The organism is Chryseobacterium soldanellicola (assembly GCF_900100115.1).
GTDB classification, from domain to species: Bacteria; Bacteroidota; Bacteroidia; order Flavobacteriales; family Weeksellaceae; genus Chryseobacterium; species Chryseobacterium soldanellicola.
Genome location: NZ_FNKL01000002.1, coordinates 509,021 through 529,902 on the forward strand (window position 1 = coordinate 509,021; position 20,882 = coordinate 529,902).

Below are 20,882 nucleotides of genomic sequence, written 5' to 3' on the forward strand. Positions count from 1 at the left end.
AAGCGTCTACAAAATACAAAAAATCTATGGTTTTTTAAATATCAAAAGAAAATATTAATCACATTTTAATGGCACCAAAAATGAAAATCCTGATAATCCGTGAACATATGAAACAGCAATCCGATGCCGATAATCCTGATATTTCCTTTAAAAAACAACAGCAAAAAATACACCGCAATTGCATAATAAGAATGTAAAAAATGAAAGCCAATACTTCCTCTGTTCGGATCAAAAACAGGATTTGCAAACAAATGATCCAAATCCACAAGCATTGTTGCCAGCAGAATAAAATACGCACTTTTCCAGTTTTTACGATAAAAAATTAATGCTATAAAAACAGGAAAAATGAAATGCAAAAAATAATGCGTGCAAGTTTTCCAGAAGAGGCAATCCATTATATTCTACCTTTTAAATAATCCTGTCTTAGTGCTTCGTCTAATTTTTCGATAGCGTAACGAAGGCATGTACGGGGCATTTCTTTATAATATAGGTTGAGGTAATTGATTAATTCCGTTTCGTTTTTCTGTCCCATTTCTCTCAGCAGCCAGCCATTTGCTTTATGCATTAAATCGTGAGGATGCTTTAAATTATGGGTAACAAACTCCTTCGTTAAATCAAATGATCCTTTTTTTACGTGATACATTGTTCCGACAACGGCAATTCTTTTATGCCACATCTCTTCGGAGGCAGAAAGTTTTCTCAACAAGCTTTCCTTTTGATTTTCAAAGGCATAGCGCCCCAGAATTTTATAACAACTTGAGTCTACAAGATCCCAGTTATTGACATATTGAAGATGATTTAAATAAAATTCTACGATTTCATCTTTTACCTTTATATCTTTCGCTTTTTCAAACTTAAAAATCAGCATAAATAAGGCTGTCAATCTATGCTCATGGAATTTTGATGAAAGTAATTCACTTAATTCTTCCAATGAAATTTTTGAATAATATTCTTTGGCAACACTTCTCTGATCAGGAACTTTTACGCCTAAAAATAAATCATCTTCGCCATATTCCCCTTTTCCTGTTTTGAAGAATTTTGGAAAAAATTCCGCTTTTTCAGGAATGGATAAAACGTCTAAAGCCTCATGTATTTCTTTGAGAAGATTATTCATTAAAACAAATTATTATTGATTTAAAATCATTTATTATTTTCATGCAAAGTAACGCTCTCCAATGCTTTTTCTTCATTTTCTATCTTTTTAGGATTGGCAACTTTTGCAATAGTAAGTCCCTGAACCACAATTGAAAAAACGACAACACAATACGTAATGCTTAAAATAACATTGCTGTACTCTCCTTTTGGAATAGACATCGCCAATGCAATGGAAACACCGCCACGAATGCCTCCCCAAAACAGAACTTTTACCGTTTGCGGACTAAATGTTGTTCTCAAAGACATCAACTTAATCGGAGTCCAAATGGAAATAAATCTTGCCAGTAAAACAACCGCGATCGCCACCAATCCCGGGATCATGTAATCCTTTAGATCTTTGATCATTAAAAGCTCAAAACCAATGAATAAGAATAGTACGGCGTTTAAAATTTCATCAATTAATTCCCAGAATTTGATCAGATAATCCTGTGTTATGGATTTCATTTTAAATTTAACATTAAAATTACCCATAAATAATCCTGCCGCAACCATCGTTAACGGCCCTGAAATGTGCATTTGCCGGGCAATAAGATAACCGCCCATTACCACAGAAAGTGTGACCAAAACGGAAATGATATAATCGTCTACCTCGCGCATTAACCTTGACGTAACCCAACCTAAAACAACACCCAGCAAAAGCCCGCCACCAGCCTCTTTGATCAATAATAGCCCAATGCTTTCAAGGCCTAAATCCACTTCATTTCCAATGGCCAGCTGCAATATAACCGTGAAAACAACAACCGCCATCCCGTCATTAAAAAGAGATTCTCCGGCAATTTTTGTTTCTAAAGCTTTTGAAACATTGGCCTGCTTTAAAATACTCAAAACGGCAACCGGATCTGTCGGCGAAATCAATGCTCCGAAAACCAGACAATAGATAAATGGAAGCTGCAAGCCCACCAGAGGAAGCAGATAAAACATCCCGAAACCCACTACAAATGTGGAAATTACGACTCCGACTGTAGAAAATAGGACCACGGGCCGGAAATGTTCTTTTAAATCGTCAATATTAATGTGAATTCCTCCTGCAAATAATAAAAAATTAAGCATTGCTCCCATTAAAACCTCTGTAAAATCAATGCTGATCATTAATTTATTAAGATGCCCGAAAGTTCTCGGAAAAAAATTTTCTCCAAATAAAACCAATATGATAGAAACCGCAATGGCGATTACCATAATGCCGATCGTACTCGGAAGCTTAAGAAATCTGTAATTAAGATAGGCAAATATTGATGCTAAAACTATTAAAGCTGAGAATGAATAATATAACTCCACTAAGCTGTTTTTAAATTAAATTATACGTTTAAATAAAGTACTTTGATATAAATTTTTTCGTCTCCTTTTTCCCAAATATCGATCATGCCGTCTTTTACCGCTTTTGAGCTTCTTGTATAATCCTGCCCTATGTTCAACATATTCAGCAAGATATATTCATCTCCGACAGAATTAACGTAATACGCTGTTTTTTCACTTTTTCCATCTCCGGAACTTTTTATTGCCCCGGTCAATGCCCGAAGCTGGCTTAAATGATGCACAAAATTATCCCCATCCTTCTGACTGTCATAAGCACGTAATAAAATCAGGATAACATCCAGATTGGTAGGATCTTTTTCATATAAAACCTTACCCTGGCGAATACAATCTTCAAAATTATTATTCTTAAAAGCCTCCGTTAAGCTTTTAAATTCAGCATCCAAGGTAGAAACGGTATCATCCCTGAAATTCCTTCCATAGTAAAGATATTGAGATTCAATGCTGTCCAACGATTTCGGAAGCCCTTTAAATTTGAAAATCAGCTTATCATAATTGTAAGGAGAATCTGTCTTTTTGAGATTTTTCTCAATATTTTTAAAATCCGGTTTTAAATTTTGACTAAAACCAAAAACGGAGATAAAAAGAAACAAGAGAATATATTGATATTTCATTGGTTTTCAATTTTATACTTATTATAAAGCAACAATAAAACCAATCCCAAAACTAAGGCAAATCCGAACATAAGATATTTTTCTGCCGGGAAAATATGTACTCCATAAAGAATCGGTTCTTTTGCCATATAAAGCAAAAAGAAGGTGGGGAAAATTATACTTTTCAAATAGATATAAGTTTTAAAAATCCCGTGATTAATTTTAAGATCGATAAAAAAGGAAATAAATGCTGCTAAACAGATCAGTAAGCTAAAATATTTTATGAAAATATTGAAGGCAAAATCAGTCTTTACATTCAATCCGAGCGCAGAATTAAATACATCCAATCCCACAATAATCATAAAAAAATAATAGAAAATCTTGCTTTTAAACAATTTTGTCATCCCTGTTTTGTTTAAAATTTATTCTCTTCCTTCCTCTTCATCATTATCAAAATACTCAAAAAGAAAATCATTATACGGGAATCTCGAAATGTGAATTTTCATCACCTCATCGTAGATCATTTTTTTCATTTCCGGGAAATTTTCTTTCGTTAAGGCCGAGATAAAAACTGTAGGATATTTTGATTTTGCCATCCATGTATTTTTCCATTCTTCCAATGAAATATTCTTCTTTGTAGACGGCGTCAGATCATCTTCATCCTTTTTTTCGTAATTAAAATCATCAATCTTATTAAAAATCATGATCATCGGCTTCTGATGGGCATTAATTTCCATCAAAACCTGATTTACAGAATCTATATGATCTTCAAAACTTTCATGGGAAATATCTACAACATGAATCAGCAAATCTGCTTCACGCACCTCATCCAGCGTAGATTTAAAAGATTCTACAAGCTGAGTCGGCAATTTTCTGATAAATCCTACCGTATCCGTTAATAAAAACGGCAGATTTCCGATCACGACCTTTCTTACAGTAGTGTCGAGTGTCGCAAATAATTTATTTTCAGCAAAAACTTCCGATTTTGAAAGAGCATTCATCAAAGTTGATTTTCCGACGTTGGTATATCCTACCAAAGCGGCTCTTACCACTTTCCCGCGGTTGTTTCTTTGGGTCGCCATTTGTCTGTCGATCGTTTTCAGCTTTTCCTTTAATAATGAAATTCTGTCACGGATAATACGACGGTCGGTCTCAATTTCCGTTTCACCGGGACCTCTCATCCCGATTCCTCCTTTCTGACGCTCCAGGTGGGTCCACATTCTTGTCAGTCGGGGTAAAAGATATTGATATTGTGCCAGTTCTACCTGAGTTCTAGCATAAGAAGTCTGTGCTCTTTGGGCAAAAATATCGAGAATAAGATTGGTTCTGTCCAAGATTTTCACTTCCATTTCTCTTTCCAGGTTTTTAAGCTGGGAAGGAGATAATTCATCATCAAAAATGACGGTTCCTATTTCGTTTTCCTTTACATATTCTTTTATTTCCTGAGCTTTTCCGCTTCCGATAAATGTTTTGGAATCGGGTTGCGTTAATTTTTGGGTAAAACGTCTGTCAACCGAAGCTCCTGCCGTATAGGCCAGAAACTCCAGCTCATCCATATATTCCTGAAGTTTTTCCTCATCCTGATGTTGAGTCACAACGCCTACCAAAACTGCCTTTTCGTAATTATGTTCTTTCTTTTCTAGCATTAAGTTCTATATAATTTGTGAGATTTACAAGGTAGCATTTTTCGGTAAAAAATACAAACCAATCTTTCATCCGGTTATTAACATTGAGGCTTTTTAAAAATTTATCGGCAAAAATCGCATAAGATTAACCTATTAAAACAGGTACAAAATTTAAAATTTGAATATAATTAAGATAAAATTTAACTTCAAATAATTCTTATGTTTATCATAGGTGATTTTTTAGTTAAAATAAAAAAACTAAGCTCATTTATTATATTTAGTTTACAATATTGCTGATTTATAGAATTTTAATAACTTTATGATGTCATTTTATTGCTGATAATCACAAAGCTTTAAGAAATTAAAAAAACTAATCTCCAGCACCATGATTAACAATATTAAATGTATGATTATTGATGATGATGAACTGGACAGGCTGGTTCTCCAACATCATGTTAATCAATACGAAAACATAGAAATCATCGCATCTTTTGATTCGGCTGAAAAAGCAGTGCCTTTTCTTGAGCTTCCGATTGATCTTTTATTTATCAACACCAATTTACCGGGCATGAGCGGCATGGATTTCAGGAAGTTAGCCCAAAAAATACCACTTTGTATTTTTGTCAGTGCGCATCCGGAATTTGCAGCAGAAACTTTTGAAATCGATACGCTGGATTTTATTACAAAGCCTTTAAGAACCGAAAGATTTCATAATTCTATGCAAAAACTTTTCAGTTTTCTTGAAATGAAAGAAAAATCTGAATGTTTTGACACTTTATTAGGCGAAAACAGCATTAAAATAAAAGAAGGAGGAAATATTTTTCAAATTAAAATTACCGATATCTTATATCTCGAAGCTTTAAAAGATTACACAAGAATCGTCACTTCTGATAAAAAACACTGCATTTTAGATTCTATTGGGAATATTTTACATAAAAGCTATTTTGATTCTTTTGTAAGAATTCACAGAAGCTTTGCGGTACCGAGACATCTTATCCGAAGCAAAAACACACACGAAGTAGAGCTTGTACATCAAATAAAATTACCCATCGGAAGAGCATACAAAGAAAATCTATCATTTTTTGATCCCCAGAATCAGTGATCAGAAATACCTGTAAACAGTGACTTTTTTAAGCTAAATACCACAAATATTCTTACTTTTTGTCGTTGGTCGATTTTTTCCGTCGTTTGTCTATTTTACGAATTTAAGCCGTCGATATGTGGTAATTTAGTCACCTTTAACACCATACAAAAACACGCACAATTAAGCAACCACAAAAACCTTTTATATATGAAAAACAAATCTATCAGATCTATTTTTCTCGGGCTTTTTCTCATCACTTCTGCACTGCTAAAGGCGCAAATGGCCGTTTTAGCAAGCGGGGGAAATGCCACAGGAAGCAATGGATCGTCCTCTTACAGTGTGGGACAGGTCGCTTATCTTTATAAAGGCACCGGCAACCAGGTCATGGAGGGCGTACAAGTCGCCTACGAGATCACCACACTTGCTACCGGTGAAGTTAGTTCTTCCAAAGAAACCGGAATTTTACTGTATCCAAATCCTTTCAAAGACTATGTCTATCTGGACTTTACAACAAATGACTACAAAGGTTCGGATTATCAGTTATTCGACGCACAGGGAAAATTAATTAAAAAGGATAAAATTACTCAGACAAAATCCGAATTCAACTTCTCCTCTCTCCCATCTGCAATGTATATCATCAGAATCAACCAAAACGGAAAAAACATCACAACATTTAAAATCATTAAAAAATAATCACCATGAAAAAAATATTACTATCGGCGGGAATTCTGCTGGGCATGTTTTCAGCTTTTGCCCAGGTTCCTGAAAAAATGAGTTATCAGGCTATTGTTCGAAATATTTCGGGACAGGTTTTAGCTAATCAAAATGTCGCGATCAGAGCAAGCATTCTGCAAGGCTCACCAGCCGGAGCCGCTGTTTATTCCGAAAGAATAACGGGAATTACCAACGTAAACGGTCTTGTAAGCTTAGAGATAGGCTCAGGAACAGTTCTTACAGGAACGTTCAATACCATCAACTGGTCTACAGGAAATTATTATTTAAAAACAGAAACTGACCCAACAGGCGGAACCAACTATACCATTGCGGGAACAAGCCAGTTATTAAGCGTTCCTTACGCCATGTATGCAAAAACTGCTGGCGGCGGAGGTGGCGGTTTCGCTATTCCTTATACAAATACGGTGAATAATGCCGGAAGCCTTTTCACACTAATCAATGACGGAGACGGAACTTCTGTTGACGGTATCAACAATACAACAACTTCCAGCATCGCTGCGGTTCGCGGAACGGTCAGCAATGTAGCTCCGGGAGGATTTTCTTCAGGAGTTAGAGGGATCAATAATGGTACAGGAGGTTTAGGAGTCGGAGTTTGGGGAAGCCAGGCAGGAAGCGGCTGGGGAGTTTACGGTGTGACGCCTAGCGGTTTGGGAGTTTATGGAAATTCATCAGCAGGCGGTTACGGAGTATATGCCAACAGTAATACAGGAACAGGCCTTAATGCTACCAGTACTAGTGGTATCGCAGCTAATATTTCAATAGCAAATAATGCCAATAACAATAATGTGCTTAATGCCTCAACAGTAGGAAACGGAACAGTTATCAATGTAACGTCTTCCGGAAGCGGAGCCGGTATTGTAAGCTCTACCGGAAATGGTTTTGCAGTACACGGAATTACCAGCCAGCAAACATCTGCCGGAATTATCGGAGACAATAATGGAGCGGGTGAAGCTATCGTTGGTAGAAATACCAGTGATATTGCAGGTGCCGTTGTAGGTAGAAATGATGGTGGAGGTTACGGTGTAAGGGGCTTTGTTTCGACAAATACTACGGGAACTTCGATCGGGGTTTTAGGACAAGTTGGATTAAACAGCGGTAAAGGACGCGCCGGTAGATTTGAAAATTTAAACGCTTCGAATGACAGAAATACATTAGAAGTACAAACCAACGGCAACGGAAGTATTCCGGATAATACTCAGGGTAATGCTTCTTCTTTCATCGTTAATAATACAAACAGTGTTGGTGCAGCGGTAAGAGGTGAGGTAAATACCATCTTCGGAAACTTTGGCGCATCAGGTATTTTTGGTGTTTCTTCAGGAACGGGGGGTCGCGCAGGATTATTCTATGCATCAAACCCGGCCGGAAACGGAGCAGCATTAATTGCTTTAACCGACGGAAACGGAAATGCCGTTACCGCCAATGCAGGCAAAAACGGAAACGGTGTTGAAACCAATGTAGACGGCACCGGAAATGCTCTTTATGCCTGGGTTCCAACTTTTTCCGATGGACGCGCAGGTAGATTTGAAATTTTTAATGAAGACAATGAAAATGAAGTAATATCCGTAAAAACCGTGGGTAATGGTATTGCAGGTAACTTTAAAGTTGACCGTACTACAGGAACTTCAGCAGCTGTAAAAGGTGAAGTAAATTCTATTTTCGCCAATTTCGGAACAGCGGGTGTTTATGGTCTTTCATCAGGCACAGGAGGATATGGAGGCCTCTTCTACTCTTCTAATGCCAGTGGTAACGGCCCGGCCGTATTGGCTCTTACAGAAGGTTCCGGGAACGGAATTACAGCCAATGCAGGAGGCAACGGTGACGGAGTGGAAGCATCAGTAGATGGTACCGGAAACGCAATTTCCGGTTTTGTTCCAAATTTTGGCACCGGTAAAGCAGGTAGATTTGCCAATTTTAATAATGCCAATGCACAGCCAGTAGTGCATATAACGACTACCGGTACAGGTACTGCAGAACTCATTAACCATCAGGGCCCTTCAGGTAATATCGCTGTTTATCAGAGTGCTTCAGCCAATGTAGCCCGTATCAATAAATCCGGGACAGGATTCTTCAACGGAGGAACCCAAAACAGTGGTGCCGACGTTGCCGAAGCTTTCGATGTAGAAGGAAATACTTCTGAATACGAACCGGGTGATATCCTGGTCATTTCAACAGATTCTGACAGAACGGTAGAAAAATCTTCAACCCCATATTCCAACCTTGTTGCCGGAGTTTACGCTACAAAACCGGGTGTACTTTTAACGGAAGAAAATATTGATTCTGAATTACTCGGAAAAGTTCCGATGGGGGTAATCGGTGTAATTCCGACAAAAGTTTGTCTGCAAGGCGGCGCAATCAAGAGAGGAGATCTTCTGGTAACCTCATCACAGGCCGGAGTTGCTATGAAAGCTAATCCTAAAAAAGTAAAAATAGGACAGGTTTTAGGAAAAGCCCTTCAGGATTATGATCAAAACGGAATCGGTAAAATCAAAGTATTAGTAAACATTAAATAAACTATTATGAAATCATTATATATCATCGCATTTTTAAGTTTAAGCATAGGAATTTATGCTCAGGAAAATAAGAAAGCCACAGAGCCTGAAGATCAGTCACAAGTTGTAAAGCAGGCCAAAGAACGTGAAGCTCAAATGTTAAAAACTTCTCAGGAAAATGCTTCAAAAAAGCAGGCGGGAAGCGGTTTGGTTTCCGATCAGGGGCTTGAGGTTAAAAATAAAGAAACAAAACCCCAGCCTTCAGCTTCAACAGCCAACTCGGGAAAACAGCTCCCAGGTACGGCAACACTGGAAGAGATTAAAGCAAGTATTCCTAACAGAAAAGCGCCGAATCATACGTCAGCTAAAAAAAGCAAAACCGTTCAGGGCTTACCAAATACAGCCACTTTAGCGGAAATAAAAAAGACAATTCCTAAAAACTGATAACGGAAACAGATTTTTCAACACAAGAAAGTCCGCGTAAATGCGGACTTTTTTATTTTAAAAATTAATTATTTTAAAAATTAATCCCAATCGGCGGCCACGAATTTCATTTGACCTCCATTTTCATCATATAATGTTAAAAAATGCCCTTCTACAGAATATTTTGTCATTTTTTCAAAACTTTTTGAGAAAGCATTTTCAATATCCATACTCTGACAGGCCATCATTGTGCTTCCGAGCCCTGAAATTTCTACTTTTCCGTTATTTTTAAATTCAGACGTAAAAAACATTCTGTTGCATCCCATAAAAGCGCCGCCACGGATTTTATTTCCCTCTTTTTTAGCAGTTAAATTAATTCCCGCTTTATTTTTAATTAATTGGTCTTTAGTAAAATTATTAAGAGAAACCAGCATCCATTCTCTTTGAACAAACGGATTTTTGACTTGAGCTGAAGAGCAGTTTATGATTAAACCTAAAAATAAAACCGCAAAAATTGACATCAGTATTTTTTTCATAGCCCAATAAATCCCATTTTCATACCAATCACGGGCAGAATATCGTAAAAATTAGTAAATTAGCGACACAAAATTATTTTATAAAATGAAAAGACTATTTCTACTATTCACTTTTTTGTTGGGCTTTGCCCAGATGAGGGCGGATGAGGGGATGTGGCTGTTAATGCTCATCAAAAGACTCAATGGTGTTGATATGCAAAAAGAAGGTTTGCATCTGACGCCGGAAGAAATTTATTCCGTAAACAATTCGAGCCTCAAAGATGCCATCGTAAGTTTTGGTGGTTTCTGTACCGGAGAAATTGTTTCTGATAAAGGACTTATTTTCACCAACCACCACTGTGGTTACGGTGCTGTTGCGGCAGCTTCTACTCCGGAAAAAGACTATCTTAAGAATGGTTTCTGGGCAATGAAGCAGAAAGACGAATTCAACGCAAAAGATCTTTACGTAAGATTTTTAGTAAGAATGGATGATGCTACACAGAGAATCAATTCTAAACTTAATAATAAGATGACCGCTGCAGAGAGAAAAGCTGTGATCGATGCTGAAACAAAAGCGATCCAGTCCGAAAACTCTGAAAACGGAAAATATACAGTCGTAGTAAGAGATTTCTTCAACGGAAATGAATTTTACTATTTTGTTTATCAGGATTACAAAGATATCAGACTGGTGGGCGCACCCCCTTCATCATTAGGAAAATTCGGAGGCGATACAGACAACTGGGAATGGCCGAGACATACGGCAGATTTTACGGTTTTCAGAGTGTATGCAGATGCAGCTGGAAATCCTGCTGAGTTTTCACCAAGCAATGTTCCTCTGAAGCCTAAACATTTTTTACCTGTTTCTTTAAAAGGTGTTAAACCGGGAGATTTTTCTATGATTCTAGGATATCCGGGAAGAACAAACCGTTATCTGACTTCTTACGGAATTCAGCAAATGGTTGGAAAAGATTATCCGGCTTGGGTTGAAGCTTCTAAATTAGCCATGGATGTAATGAAAAAGTACATGGATAAAGATAAAGGAACTCAGCTTAATTATGCTTCTCAGTACGCTTCTGTAGCGAATTACTGGAAAAACAGACAGGGAACAATTGATGCCGTCATCAAAAACGGAACAATTACCGATAAGCAAAAAATCGAGGAAACATTCAGAGCATGGGCTGTACAGCCTGCAAATATTGCAGAATACGAAAGTGTTTTAGATGATATTGCTATTTATTACAAGCAAACTTCTGACAGAAATGTTGAGAGAAACTATATGTCTCAGCTTTCAAGAAATGCTAAATATTTCGCTATTGCTTTACAGGTTGGCTCAGTTCTTAAAGCATATGCCAAACAGGATATGGCCGGAAGGCTGGCTATGAAGCCAAAAGTAGAAGCCGCATTGAAAACAGCTTATGAAAGCATCAACACTAATCTTGAAGGTGAAATGATGAACTCAATGGTGAATCTTTATCAAACAAAAGTAAAAGCTGATGTCGCTTCTGCCACAATTATGGGATTGGATGCCAAGAATCTTTCAAACGTTGCTTATTCTTCAATCTTTGCCAATAAAACTTCTGCGACCAACTTTATGCTGAATCCGGATCCTTTAAAGCTAGATGCAGATCCGCTTTGGAAGATCGCTAACAGCCTTATTGAAGATCAGAAAATATCGGCTGAAAAATTCGTAAAAATTGATGATAATTTTGCTAAAAACAACAGATTATTCTTAGCAGGATTAATGAAATCAATGCCTGAGAAAAAATTCTATCCGGATGCAAACTCTACCATGAGATTAACCTACGGAACTGTAGATAAATTGCCTATCAGAGATGACAGAAACTATTTCGGAGTTACTGATAACTATTACACAGACATGACCGGTCTTGTAGGAAAATACAAGAAAGGTGACGAAGAATTTGACCTTCCTCAAAGAGTAATTGACCTTTACAATCTTAAAGATTTCGGTCAATATGCTGATGCAAAAGGATATATGCCTGTAAATTTCCTGTCAAACAACGATATTACGGGTGGTAACTCCGGTTCTCCTGTAATCGACGGTGACGGAAACCTTATCGGTATCGCTTTCGACGGAAACAGTGAAGCATTAAGCGGAGACATTGTTTTTGAACAGGAATGGCAAAAAACGATCAATGTTGACGTTCGTTTCGTTCTTTGGACAATCGATAAATATGCGGGTGCCAGAAGATTAATTGACGAATTAAACTTAGTAAGAGACGAAAATACTCCTGCAGATACAAAAACAAAAGCTGCAAAACCGGATCACGTAAAAGCTGCCGGTAAAAAGAAAAAATAATCTTCATTTGAATATATTTTTAAGCCCCGCGAAAAATTTTTCGCGGGGCTTTTTATTCTGAATATACTTAAGTCTATGATTTTGACACCAATTAAAATTTTAACAAATTATAATTGTGATTGATAATTTTCTATACAAATGGAAATACGCTTTATTATGTTAATCTTTTAGGTGAAAAGCATTTAATAAAAACGCCAATTGAATAAGATTAGATTTGTATTTTATCTGTAAATCAATACGTTATACATAAATAAAATACGAATATTTTTGTATTGAAAAAGAAAAAAAATTTATATTTGTCGGATTAATTAAAAACAAAAACACAAATAAATGAATAAAAAACACAAATGTGTGCACTTTCTTATGCACCTACCAACCTCCTATTCTTTTCAGGTATTTTAACCATAAACCTATTTAACTGAAAATTTTTGTCATTAATATGTTATTCTGTAGCATATAAGATGAAATTTTGACAGGATTTATTAAAAACATAAATATGAAAAAAAACTACATTGGCACTCTATTCTTGTGCACAATTCTAAGCCTATCAGCTCAGGAAGTGGTTTGGCAGAAAGACATCAAATCCAGTACCCAGGATTTTCTTTCACAGGTAACCACCACCATCGATGGACAATATTTAATTACAGGAAGCTCGATTCAGAGCAGTAAGCTTCAGGCAGCAGGCAGTAAGCAAAATAACGGCTACGATTTTCATTTGGTGAAACTTAATCAACAAGGCGAAGAAGTCTGGGAAAAATATTTCTCAGGACAAAACCATGATTTTCTCTCTGCTACTGTAAATACTCAGGAAGGCGGATTTTTGATCTCAGGAACGTCATTTTCGGGTAAATCTTTAGATAAAAAAGATGATTCTAAAGGAGGATCAGACATTTGGCTCATCAGAATCAACGAATTTGGAGATGAATTATGGCAGAAAACAATCGGCGGAACTTCGGATGAAGAAGCAAGATCTGTTATTCAAACGACAGATCTAGGATTTTTTGTAGCCGGAAATGTTCAGAATTCAGCGAAAGGTTATGGTTCCAAGGATGTTTTAATTGTAAAATTGGATAAAAACGGAAAAGAATTATCTCAAATTATAGTAGGCGGAAAAGGTTTAGATGAAGTTGAAAAGATGATCCCAACGAAAGATGGTGGCGCTTTACTTGGGGTTTATTCAAGAAGCAGCGCAAGCGGTTCCAAGAAAACGGAAAACTTCGGAGAAGGCGATTATTGGATCATGAAGCTTTCAAAAGACGGAAAAGTGGAATGGGAAAAGAATTTTGGTGGAAAAGGAGACGATCATTTAAGAACATTAGCTTTAACATCAAATGGATTTTTAATTGGTGGGGAAAGTCGCTCTGAAAGATCAGGAAATAAAACCGTTGGAATCGAAGAAGGAACTGATTTATGGCTGATTTCACTCAACGAAAGAGGGGAAGAAATCTGGCAAAAGTCTTACAACTTTAAAAATAGGGATGTACTCATGGGAATGAGCGTTATCAATCAGAGCCAGGAACAAAGAGAAAAGAATAAAGATATTACAACAGGAATTTTGTTAGGCGGTTACACTCAGGCGGAAGGAAGAATAGAGAGTGATGATGAAACATTCTGGATGCTGTATTTGGATGAAAACGGAAATGAGCAGTGGAGAAAGCACGTCAAAGGAGAATCAAGAAAGAAAGAAGAGAGATTATCTGATATAAAACTCAACAGAGACGGATCGATCATTTTAGCAGGAACCAGCGCAGAAGAACTCGGAAAAGAGAACTGGAAAATTGTAAAGCTGGGCGATAAACAAATCGATCAGCTGATTGTAAAACAGGACATTAAAATTTACCCTAATCCGGTGTCAGATTACGCTTATGTAGAAATCGGTTTTGATTTCAAAGATGCTGAAATTATTGTGTATGATATGAGCGGACGACAGCTTCAAACATTAAACACCAAGAATAAAGTCACAAAGATCAATACACAGAATTTGATTCAGGGAGCTTATCTGGTTGCGATAAAAACGGATACGAATAAAACTGCTAATGCTAAAATTATTAAGAAATAAAACTATGAGAAAATGTATATTGTTATATCTATTTATTATAAATATTAGTATTAACGGGCAAGTCCTGGAAGAAAACTTTGTTCCTAATGGAAATTCTATGCCTGATGTATTAACAAACATTCAAAATATATCGCCACCTTCTCCAGAAGCTTTTAATTTTAGTAAATATGGAAATGTTCCTGTTGGCCTTTTCACTGGTTCGCCAAATTTTAATTTAGATTTGACGAACTTTCAACTTGGCAATATTAAAATTCCAATTTCTTTAAATTATTCATCAAACGGTATTCATGTGGATCAAATGAATGGGTCGGTTGGTTTAGGATGGATTTTTATTAATGCAGGTGTCATAACTAGAACGATAAGAGATAAGCCAGATGATTATTCAAACATGAATGGAGAGGATGAGGTTCCTGATGTCATTAATATTGGGATTAACAACCCTCAATCTATTAATTATTTTTTAAAGTGTGAAAGTGACGATTTTGATTCGGAGCCAGATTTATACACTGCAAATTTTATGGGAAATAATTTGAAATTTGTATTTAACAATAGTAATGTTCCTGTATTATTAGACAAAAGCAACTTCAAAATATCAGGAAGTGTTAGTGGTAATCAATTTGTAATCACAGGGATTGATGGTACACAATACACATTTTCTGCATATGAAAGAATAAAAAACAGTACATCTCCAGGTATGCACGGTGGAGTATATGTAAATGCACAGGCATGGTATCTAACTTCGGTGAAAAATAATGATGACATTGTAAATATAGAATATGATAGTAGTGATTTTACTTACGTATTAAGTAAATTACAAACCATGACCTATACTCTTCCCAGTCAGATTCAGTATAAATATGGTGGATATCAAGATCATCCCGAGACGTGTGCCAGTTGTGGAGGTTGCTCTATATATGGTTTTCAAATGATTGCAAATGTAAATGACCAAATATATACAACAACCCAAAATATATTTGGTTCAAAAAGGATAAAAAGAATTTATAATAATAGGAATCAAAACCAACTAACTTTCGAATATAATTCACAACCAAATGATGTCTATAAACTTAAAAATATTAAAAAATATGACAATCAGAATAAATTAATTGATAATATAGATTTAACCTATGTTCTTACAAGTAATAATCGCCTTTACTTAACTAATGTAACGAATACTATAAAAAATTTAGCTCATACTTTTGAGTATTATAATAAAGAGGCATTACCAGCAAGATTTACTTATTCAAGAGATAAATGGGGATACTATAATGCAAAAAATAACACCACTTATATACCAAATATAGACAATGCAATGATTACATATAGTGGTGCTGATCAAAATGTGAACTCTGATGCAGGTTATTATGGTCTTTTAAAAACAATAAAATATCCTACAGGTGGAACGAGTATATTGGTTTATGAAAATCATGGCTCTTCTAATCAATTAATTGGTGGATATAGAATAAAAACAACGACTGATACATCTGAGATAGGCATTACTCCTGTTACGAAAAACTATTTGTATTATGATTTAGTAGAGCTTAGAAAACCTTATTATTTTGAAAATAGGAAAATATTTTCTACGTGTGAAGGGAGTTCACAACCTCCAATGTATGCAATGTATCATGCTATAACATCAAGTAATATTCATCAATTAATGTCTCTTAACCCAAATCTTTTTTATGGAAAAGTCATAGAAGAAATATCAGGAAATGGTAAGGTAACTCACATTTTTGAAACAAATGCTGATTATTGGGGTAATAACATTAAAGGAGATCCAGTTCCCACTTCTCAATGGACAAATTTTGGATGGAATAATGGGAAAGAAAAATCAACAATATTTGAAGATGCTGATGGAAATAAACTAAAAACGATTACATACAATTATGTGGAAGACCAATCAAATAAAACAGAAGTTAGAGCCATAGCTAGACGCAAACTTTTTTCACCAGTAGTTTATAACTCCACATGGAATAATTTTGAAAATTTAGATATGATTATGTACAAAAACATTTCTCGTTTCACCTATCTCCAATCCCAAATCACTACAGATTATTTGAATGGCAATCCGGTGGTATCCTCCACTCAGTATTTTTATACTAACCCCGCCCATTATCAACTAACACTTAAGGAAAGCACCACACCAGATGGAGTGGTATTAAAAAAATTGTACCAATACGCCCACGAAAAAGGCAACCAGCTGATGATCGATAAAAATATGGTGGGTATGCCATTAGAAACAAACACTACACAAACCATCAACGGAGCAACCAAAACATTATCCAAAACAGAAACAATATACCCAACTTCAATTCCTACAACACAAGCTGGAAATTTAGTATTGCCATTGTCTGTAAAATCTTATGACATTCAAAATAACACTTCATCTACTGAGGTTACTTATGATAAATATGATTCAAAAGGTAATTTACAGCAGTATACCACAAAAGATGGTGTTTCAGTAACAATCATTTGGGGCTACAACAATATCCAGCCTATCGCTAAAGTAGAAGGAGCAACATATGATCAGCTGGTTAATTCAGGGTTAATTTCAGCAATAGTTTCAGCTTCTGACTTAGATGCTGCTAATCCAGCTAATGAAGCGGCTCTCATTACGGCTTTAGATTCGTTCAGAAATAATTCAGCTTTATCAGGTTATCAGGTCTCAACATATACGTATGATCCGCTGATCGGCGTAACGAGCATCACTCCTCCATCAGGCATCCGAGAAGTTTATTTGTATGATACCGCCAACAGATTGAAAGAGATCAGAGAAAGCAATGCCACAGGAAAATTGCTGAAAGAATTCAAATACAACTACAAAAACTAAACACAAGCATGAAAAAAATAATTATTCCCATTGGCGCTTTGCTTATCACGAGTTTAGCCCATGCACAAAATTTACCTACTACAGAAAACTATATCCAATCCCGAACATATCTTGAGCCTGTTACCACCAGCAGTTCAACAGCAAAACAGATTAATACGGTCCAGTATTTTGATGGTTTGGGAAGGCCAAAACAGATAGTTAACGTTAAAGCTTCTCCCACAGGAAAAGATGTTGTTACCCACATCGAATATGACGGATTTGGGAGGCAAATTAAAGATTTTCTTCCCATTCCACAATCGGGGACCCAGAACGGAGGAATTTACACCTCTCCATTAGGAAATATTTCAGCCATTTATGGTGGAGAAAAGATCTTTTCAGAAAAAATCTTAGAAAACTCACCTTTAGACAGAATCCAGCAACAGATACAGGTGGGAAATGATTGGAGTAACAAACCTGTAAAATTTAGCTATGATGCCAATACGGTTGCAGATAGGGTAAGAAAATTTACTACAGCTACTATTTGGGAAAACGGAGCCACAAAAAGCACTCTTGGTGAAAACTGGCTGTACACCGACGCTCAACTGTATAAAAATTCTGTAAAAGATGAAGACGGCAATGAAACCATCGAATTTAAAAACGGACAGGGACAAACCATTTTAGTAAGAAAAGTAATTGCCAATAATGAATATGCAGATACCTATTATATTTATAATGAATATAACCAGCTCGCATTTGTGATTCCGCCATTGGCAAGTATCAGAGGAGATATTGTTTCTAATACTACCAAGCAAGATGAATTATGCTATATTTACCGCTATGACGGGAAAAGCAGACTCGTTGAAAAGAAAATTCCCGGAAAAGGCTGGGAATATATGGCCTACGATAAGCAGGATCGTTTGGTTGCCACTCAGGATGCAGAATTGAGAAATAAAGGACAATGGTTATATACCAAATATGATCAGTTCGGAAGAGTTGCCATTACAGGAATAGGTACAGGCGCATCCAGAATCGCAGAACAAAATATAATTGATGGTCTGGGCTCCAATAATGTAGCCCGAGTAAGCACGGCAATTTTCAACAGACAAGGCATAGATGTATATTATGAAAATCCGGATTCAACCTATCCGAATTCATCAAAATGGGTTACAATCTTATCATTAAATTATTATGATACCTATCCAAATTACAGCTTTAATCCTGCCTTTCCTTCAACTATTTTTGGAAGCACGGTCATAACAGATAATCCTGCCAATAGTGGTGGAATTAGCATAAAAAGCTTACCGGTAATGACCTTGGTTAAAAACATAGAAGATGACAACTGGACCAAAAATTACATCTACTACGATACTAAAGGTAGAGCAATAGGAACATATTCCATCAATCATCTGGGAGGCTATACTAAAACGGAATCAGAACTGGATTTTGCGGGAGTAACTAAAAAAGCAATTACAAGACACAAAAGATTAAATACAGACACGGAAAAAGTCATTACTGAAAATTTTGAGTATGATAACCAAAACAGGTTGCTGGTTCATAAACACCAAGTCGATAGTAATCCTGAAGAAATTTTAGCTCAAAATAAATATAATGAATTATCACAGCTAGAATCGAAAAAAGCAGGAGGCACAAGTACTGCTACCCCACTTCAAATTATTGATTATAAATACAATATCCGAGGCTGGATGACTAAAATTAATGATCCTGCCAATCTAAACGGAAAGCTGTTTGGATATGAATTGAAGTATAACAACCCTGTAAACACTTCCCTTTCAATAGGAAAGCATAACGGAAATATTGCCGAAGTTGATTGGAGAACATCAAATGATAATGTTTTAAAAAGATATTCTTATCAGTATGATCCTTTAAACAGGCTTTTAAACGGGCTCTATTCAGAACCAAATTCATTCGTTCCGGAAAATCATTTTTTCAGCGAATCTTTAGAATATGATATCAATGGAAATATGTCGAAGCTATACAGGAACTCTAAAAACGCAAATGGCTTAGCAGAACAGATTGATAGGCTGACATATACTTATCTGGGCAATCAGTTAACCTCAGTGGCTGACGGCTCTACCAACTATAAAGGCTATCCTGATGTTTCCGGAAACACCATTGCTTATGATGATAACGGAAATATGAAAGACCAGAAGGACAAAGGTATTCTACAGATTCGGTATAATTATTTAAATTTACCTAATTATTTGCAATTTGACAGACAGTATTTTACCCGAAATCAATGGCAAAACGAAAATGTATATAATTTCTACAGGGCTGATGGTATAAAATTAAAGAAAGAACACCGATACAGTGAAAATGCTATGTATACAAAGAAAACTACAGAGTATCTGGATGGTTTTCAGTATGAAGAAATACAAAACGTAAATCTCTCTACCCTAAAATTTGTACCCACCTCGGAAGGGTATTATAATTTTGAAAATAATAAGTATATTTACAACTATACAGACCATTTGGGTAATATCCGTTTAAGTTATTTTAACAATGGTTCGGGCGCAGAAGTTCTTGAAGAAAACAATTATTATCCTTTTGGATTGAAGCATGAAGGATATAATGTTTTAACTGGAAATCCTGCTTATAAATATCAATATAATGGCAAGGAATTACAGCAGGAATCTGGGATGTATGATTATGGCGCAAGGATGTACATGCCTGATCTAGGAAGATGGGGTGTTGTAGATCCGCTAGCTGAAAAGATGCCGAGCTGGTCGCCATATGCTTATGCGTTTGATAACCCTGTACGTTTTGGAGATCCAACGGGGATGGCTCCCGATGATTTTGTACAAAGAAAAGACGGCTCTATCTATTGGGATAAAAATGCAAATTCTCAAGCCTCTACTAAAGCTGGAGAAACCTATTTAGGAAAAACATTGGAGTTTAAATTTACCAGCTACATTGATGGAAAACTTTGGGATGGTCCTCGTCCTCCAGCTATAGATCCTGCTGGTGTTAAATTAACAAGTACATTAACACTTACAGGTAGAGAAAATGCTGCTGGGGAACTAACAAGTTTGGTAGGGGATTTTGAATCTAAACCAGGAAAAACCCCAATAGGTAAGCCCAGAGACTATTATCCTGGAGAAGGAGGTAGCAATAATACTTTTGATATGAAAACGACATCTACAGGAATTAATGTAAATTTTGAACAGCATGCAAGTGTATCTCCAATTGAAGAGATTGGATTGAATTTGGGAGGATATAAAATAGTGGATGTTGCTCAAAAATTGAATGTCAATTACAACAGTAGTAGTGGTAATCTTTCTGTAAACGCCTATACCAATATATTCCCTTCAGCTAATGTAACGGTTAATGGAAGTAAAATCATGCAGTATAACCAGCCTTCATTTAATAAGACTCATTTAGCTCCTTATAACAGTGTTCCTGTAAGCGGAGCCAGAGCCTATGATTTTTCCTATTACCCATCAAGATTTTATAAAAGAAATTAATATGTTTAAAGTTAGTCTTATCAATAGTTTTTTGTGCTTATTAGCGAAGTATCTTATCTTCTTTTTTATACTTGCTTTTATTGAAGATAGATTTAAGGATGCAGTAATAAACAATGCAGAAACATCATCTGAAATGTTTAGGCTTTCTTTGAATTATATTTTATATATATTGATATATTTAATACCGTTAATATTAGTTTTTTTTCTTCCTCTATATTTTATATTGAAAATAAAAAAAGGAATATATTTTATACTTTGTATAGTATTATTTTTTATGGTTGAGTA

General features: G+C 35.9%; 15 protein-coding genes. 8 read left to right on the plus strand and 7 right to left on the minus strand.

Features of this window, described 5'->3' with window-relative positions:
• Positions 1-65 precede the first annotated feature (65 nt).
• The 6 genes from BLT04_RS07110 to hflX are packed head-to-tail and all read right to left on the minus strand — an operon-like array spanning position 66 to position 4,705.
• Positions 66-395 (minus strand): DUF6122 family protein, encoded by a 330-nt coding sequence (locus BLT04_RS07110; RefSeq protein WP_089755094.1) that lies wholly within the window; start codon positions 393-395, stop codon positions 66-68.
• Positions 395-1,114 carry a DNA alkylation repair protein gene (locus BLT04_RS07115; RefSeq protein ID WP_089755095.1) on the minus strand — a complete coding sequence of 240 codons (720 nt, stop codon included), beginning with the start codon at positions 1,112-1,114 and terminating at the stop codon, positions 395-397. The genes BLT04_RS07110 and BLT04_RS07115 overlap by 1 nt, the downstream gene beginning before the upstream one ends.
• A 26-nt stretch (positions 1,115-1,140) precedes the next feature.
• A complete protein-coding gene (locus BLT04_RS07120; protein ID WP_089755096.1) occupies positions 1,141-2,430 on the minus strand; it encodes a cation:proton antiporter in 1,290 nt (429 codons plus the stop codon).
• 20 nt (positions 2,431-2,450) lie between these two features.
• Entirely contained in the window at positions 2,451-3,080 is a 630-nt protein-coding gene (locus tag BLT04_RS07125; RefSeq protein ID WP_089755097.1) for a DUF4919 domain-containing protein, read from the minus strand.
• Entirely contained in the window at positions 3,077-3,463 is a 387-nt protein-coding gene (locus BLT04_RS07130; protein ID WP_089755098.1) for a hypothetical protein, read from the minus strand. The genes BLT04_RS07125 and BLT04_RS07130 overlap by 4 nt, the downstream gene beginning before the upstream one ends.
• An 18-nt stretch (positions 3,464-3,481) precedes the next feature.
• Positions 3,482-4,705, minus strand: a complete 1,224-nt coding sequence (gene hflX, locus BLT04_RS07135; protein ID WP_089755099.1) for a GTPase HflX — start codon at positions 4,703-4,705, stop codon at positions 3,482-3,484.
• Between the two features lie 364 nt (positions 4,706-5,069).
• Between hflX and BLT04_RS07140 the strand changes: the two genes are divergently transcribed.
• The 4 genes from BLT04_RS07140 (at position 5,070) to BLT04_RS07155 (ending at position 9,436) form a co-directional block, all read left to right on the plus strand.
• Positions 5,070-5,786 carry a LytR/AlgR family response regulator transcription factor gene (locus BLT04_RS07140; RefSeq protein ID WP_089755100.1) on the plus strand — a complete coding sequence of 239 codons (717 nt, stop codon included), beginning with the start codon at positions 5,070-5,072 and terminating at the stop codon, positions 5,784-5,786.
• Between the two features lie 189 nt (positions 5,787-5,975).
• The gene (locus BLT04_RS07145) at positions 5,976-6,461 is read left to right on the plus strand and encodes a T9SS type A sorting domain-containing protein (RefSeq protein WP_089755101.1); all 486 of its coding nucleotides are present in this window, start codon (positions 5,976-5,978) and stop codon (positions 6,459-6,461) included.
• 5 nt (positions 6,462-6,466) lie between these two features.
• On the plus strand, positions 6,467-9,013 hold the full coding sequence (locus BLT04_RS07150) for a beta strand repeat-containing protein (RefSeq protein ID WP_089755102.1): 2,547 nt from the start codon (positions 6,467-6,469) through the stop codon (positions 9,011-9,013).
• A gap of 6 nt (positions 9,014-9,019) precedes the next feature.
• The gene (locus BLT04_RS07155; protein WP_089755103.1) at positions 9,020-9,436 is read left to right on the plus strand and encodes a hypothetical protein; all 417 of its coding nucleotides are present in this window, start codon (positions 9,020-9,022) and stop codon (positions 9,434-9,436) included.
• A gap of 80 nt (positions 9,437-9,516) precedes the next feature.
• Here the strand turns inward: BLT04_RS07155 and BLT04_RS07160 are convergent, their stop codons facing one another.
• Positions 9,517-9,951, minus strand: coding sequence for an META domain-containing protein (locus BLT04_RS07160; RefSeq protein WP_089755104.1), 435 nt, complete (start codon positions 9,949-9,951; stop codon positions 9,517-9,519).
• 85 nt (positions 9,952-10,036) lie between these two features.
• Between BLT04_RS07160 and BLT04_RS07165 the strand changes: the two genes are divergently transcribed.
• The 4 genes from BLT04_RS07165 to BLT04_RS07180 all read left to right on the plus strand — a co-directional run bounded on the left by BLT04_RS07165 (position 10,037) and on the right by BLT04_RS07180 (position 20,597).
• On the plus strand, positions 10,037-12,247 hold the full coding sequence (locus tag BLT04_RS07165; protein WP_089755105.1) for a S46 family peptidase: 2,211 nt from the start codon (positions 10,037-10,039) through the stop codon (positions 12,245-12,247).
• Between the two features lie 496 nt (positions 12,248-12,743).
• A complete protein-coding gene (locus BLT04_RS07170; RefSeq protein WP_089755106.1) occupies positions 12,744-14,306 on the plus strand; it encodes a T9SS type A sorting domain-containing protein in 1,563 nt (520 codons plus the stop codon).
• Complete coding sequence (locus tag BLT04_RS07175) at positions 14,284-17,136, plus strand: RHS repeat domain-containing protein (RefSeq protein ID WP_089755107.1); 2,853 nt, start codon at positions 14,284-14,286, stop codon at positions 17,134-17,136. The genes BLT04_RS07170 and BLT04_RS07175 overlap by 23 nt, the downstream gene beginning before the upstream one ends.
• Before the next feature lie 8 nt (positions 17,137-17,144).
• Positions 17,145-20,597: a DUF6443 domain-containing protein gene (locus tag BLT04_RS07180; protein ID WP_089755108.1), complete on the plus strand. Its 3,453-nt coding sequence runs from the start codon at positions 17,145-17,147 to the stop codon at positions 20,595-20,597.
• Positions 20,598-20,882: the final 285 nt, after the last annotated feature.

Excerpts from the sequence above, each read along its gene's own strand:
- BLT04_RS07115 (WP_089755095.1), bottom strand. The coding sequence starts at position 1,114 with ATGAATAATCTTCTCAAAGAAATACATGAGGCTTTAGACGTTTTATCC.
- BLT04_RS07165 (WP_089755105.1), top strand. The coding sequence starts at position 10,037 with ATGAAAAGACTATTTCTACTATTCACTTTTTTGTTGGGCTTTGCCCAG.
- BLT04_RS07150 (WP_089755102.1), top strand. The coding sequence starts at position 6,467 with ATGAAAAAAATATTACTATCGGCGGGAATTCTGCTGGGCATGTTTTCA.
- BLT04_RS07170 (WP_089755106.1), top strand. The coding sequence starts at position 12,744 with ATGAAAAAAAACTACATTGGCACTCTATTCTTGTGCACAATTCTAAGC.
- BLT04_RS07110 (WP_089755094.1), bottom strand. The coding sequence starts at position 395 with ATGGATTGCCTCTTCTGGAAAACTTGCACGCATTATTTTTTGCATTTC.
- BLT04_RS07155 (WP_089755103.1), top strand. The coding sequence starts at position 9,020 with ATGAAATCATTATATATCATCGCATTTTTAAGTTTAAGCATAGGAATT.
- BLT04_RS07125 (WP_089755097.1), bottom strand. The coding sequence starts at position 3,080 with ATGAAATATCAATATATTCTCTTGTTTCTTTTTATCTCCGTTTTTGGT.
- BLT04_RS07140 (WP_089755100.1), top strand. The coding sequence starts at position 5,070 with ATGATTAACAATATTAAATGTATGATTATTGATGATGATGAACTGGAC.
- BLT04_RS07175 (WP_089755107.1), top strand. The coding sequence starts at position 14,284 with ATGCTAAAATTATTAAGAAATAAAACTATGAGAAAATGTATATTGTTA.
- BLT04_RS07145 (WP_089755101.1), top strand. The coding sequence starts at position 5,976 with ATGAAAAACAAATCTATCAGATCTATTTTTCTCGGGCTTTTTCTCATC.
- BLT04_RS07160 (WP_089755104.1), bottom strand. The coding sequence starts at position 9,951 with ATGAAAAAAATACTGATGTCAATTTTTGCGGTTTTATTTTTAGGTTTA.
- hflX (WP_089755099.1), bottom strand. The coding sequence starts at position 4,705 with ATGCTAGAAAAGAAAGAACATAATTACGAAAAGGCAGTTTTGGTAGGC.
- BLT04_RS07130 (WP_089755098.1), bottom strand. The coding sequence starts at position 3,463 with ATGACAAAATTGTTTAAAAGCAAGATTTTCTATTATTTTTTTATGATT.
- BLT04_RS07180 (WP_089755108.1), top strand. The coding sequence starts at position 17,145 with ATGAAAAAAATAATTATTCCCATTGGCGCTTTGCTTATCACGAGTTTA.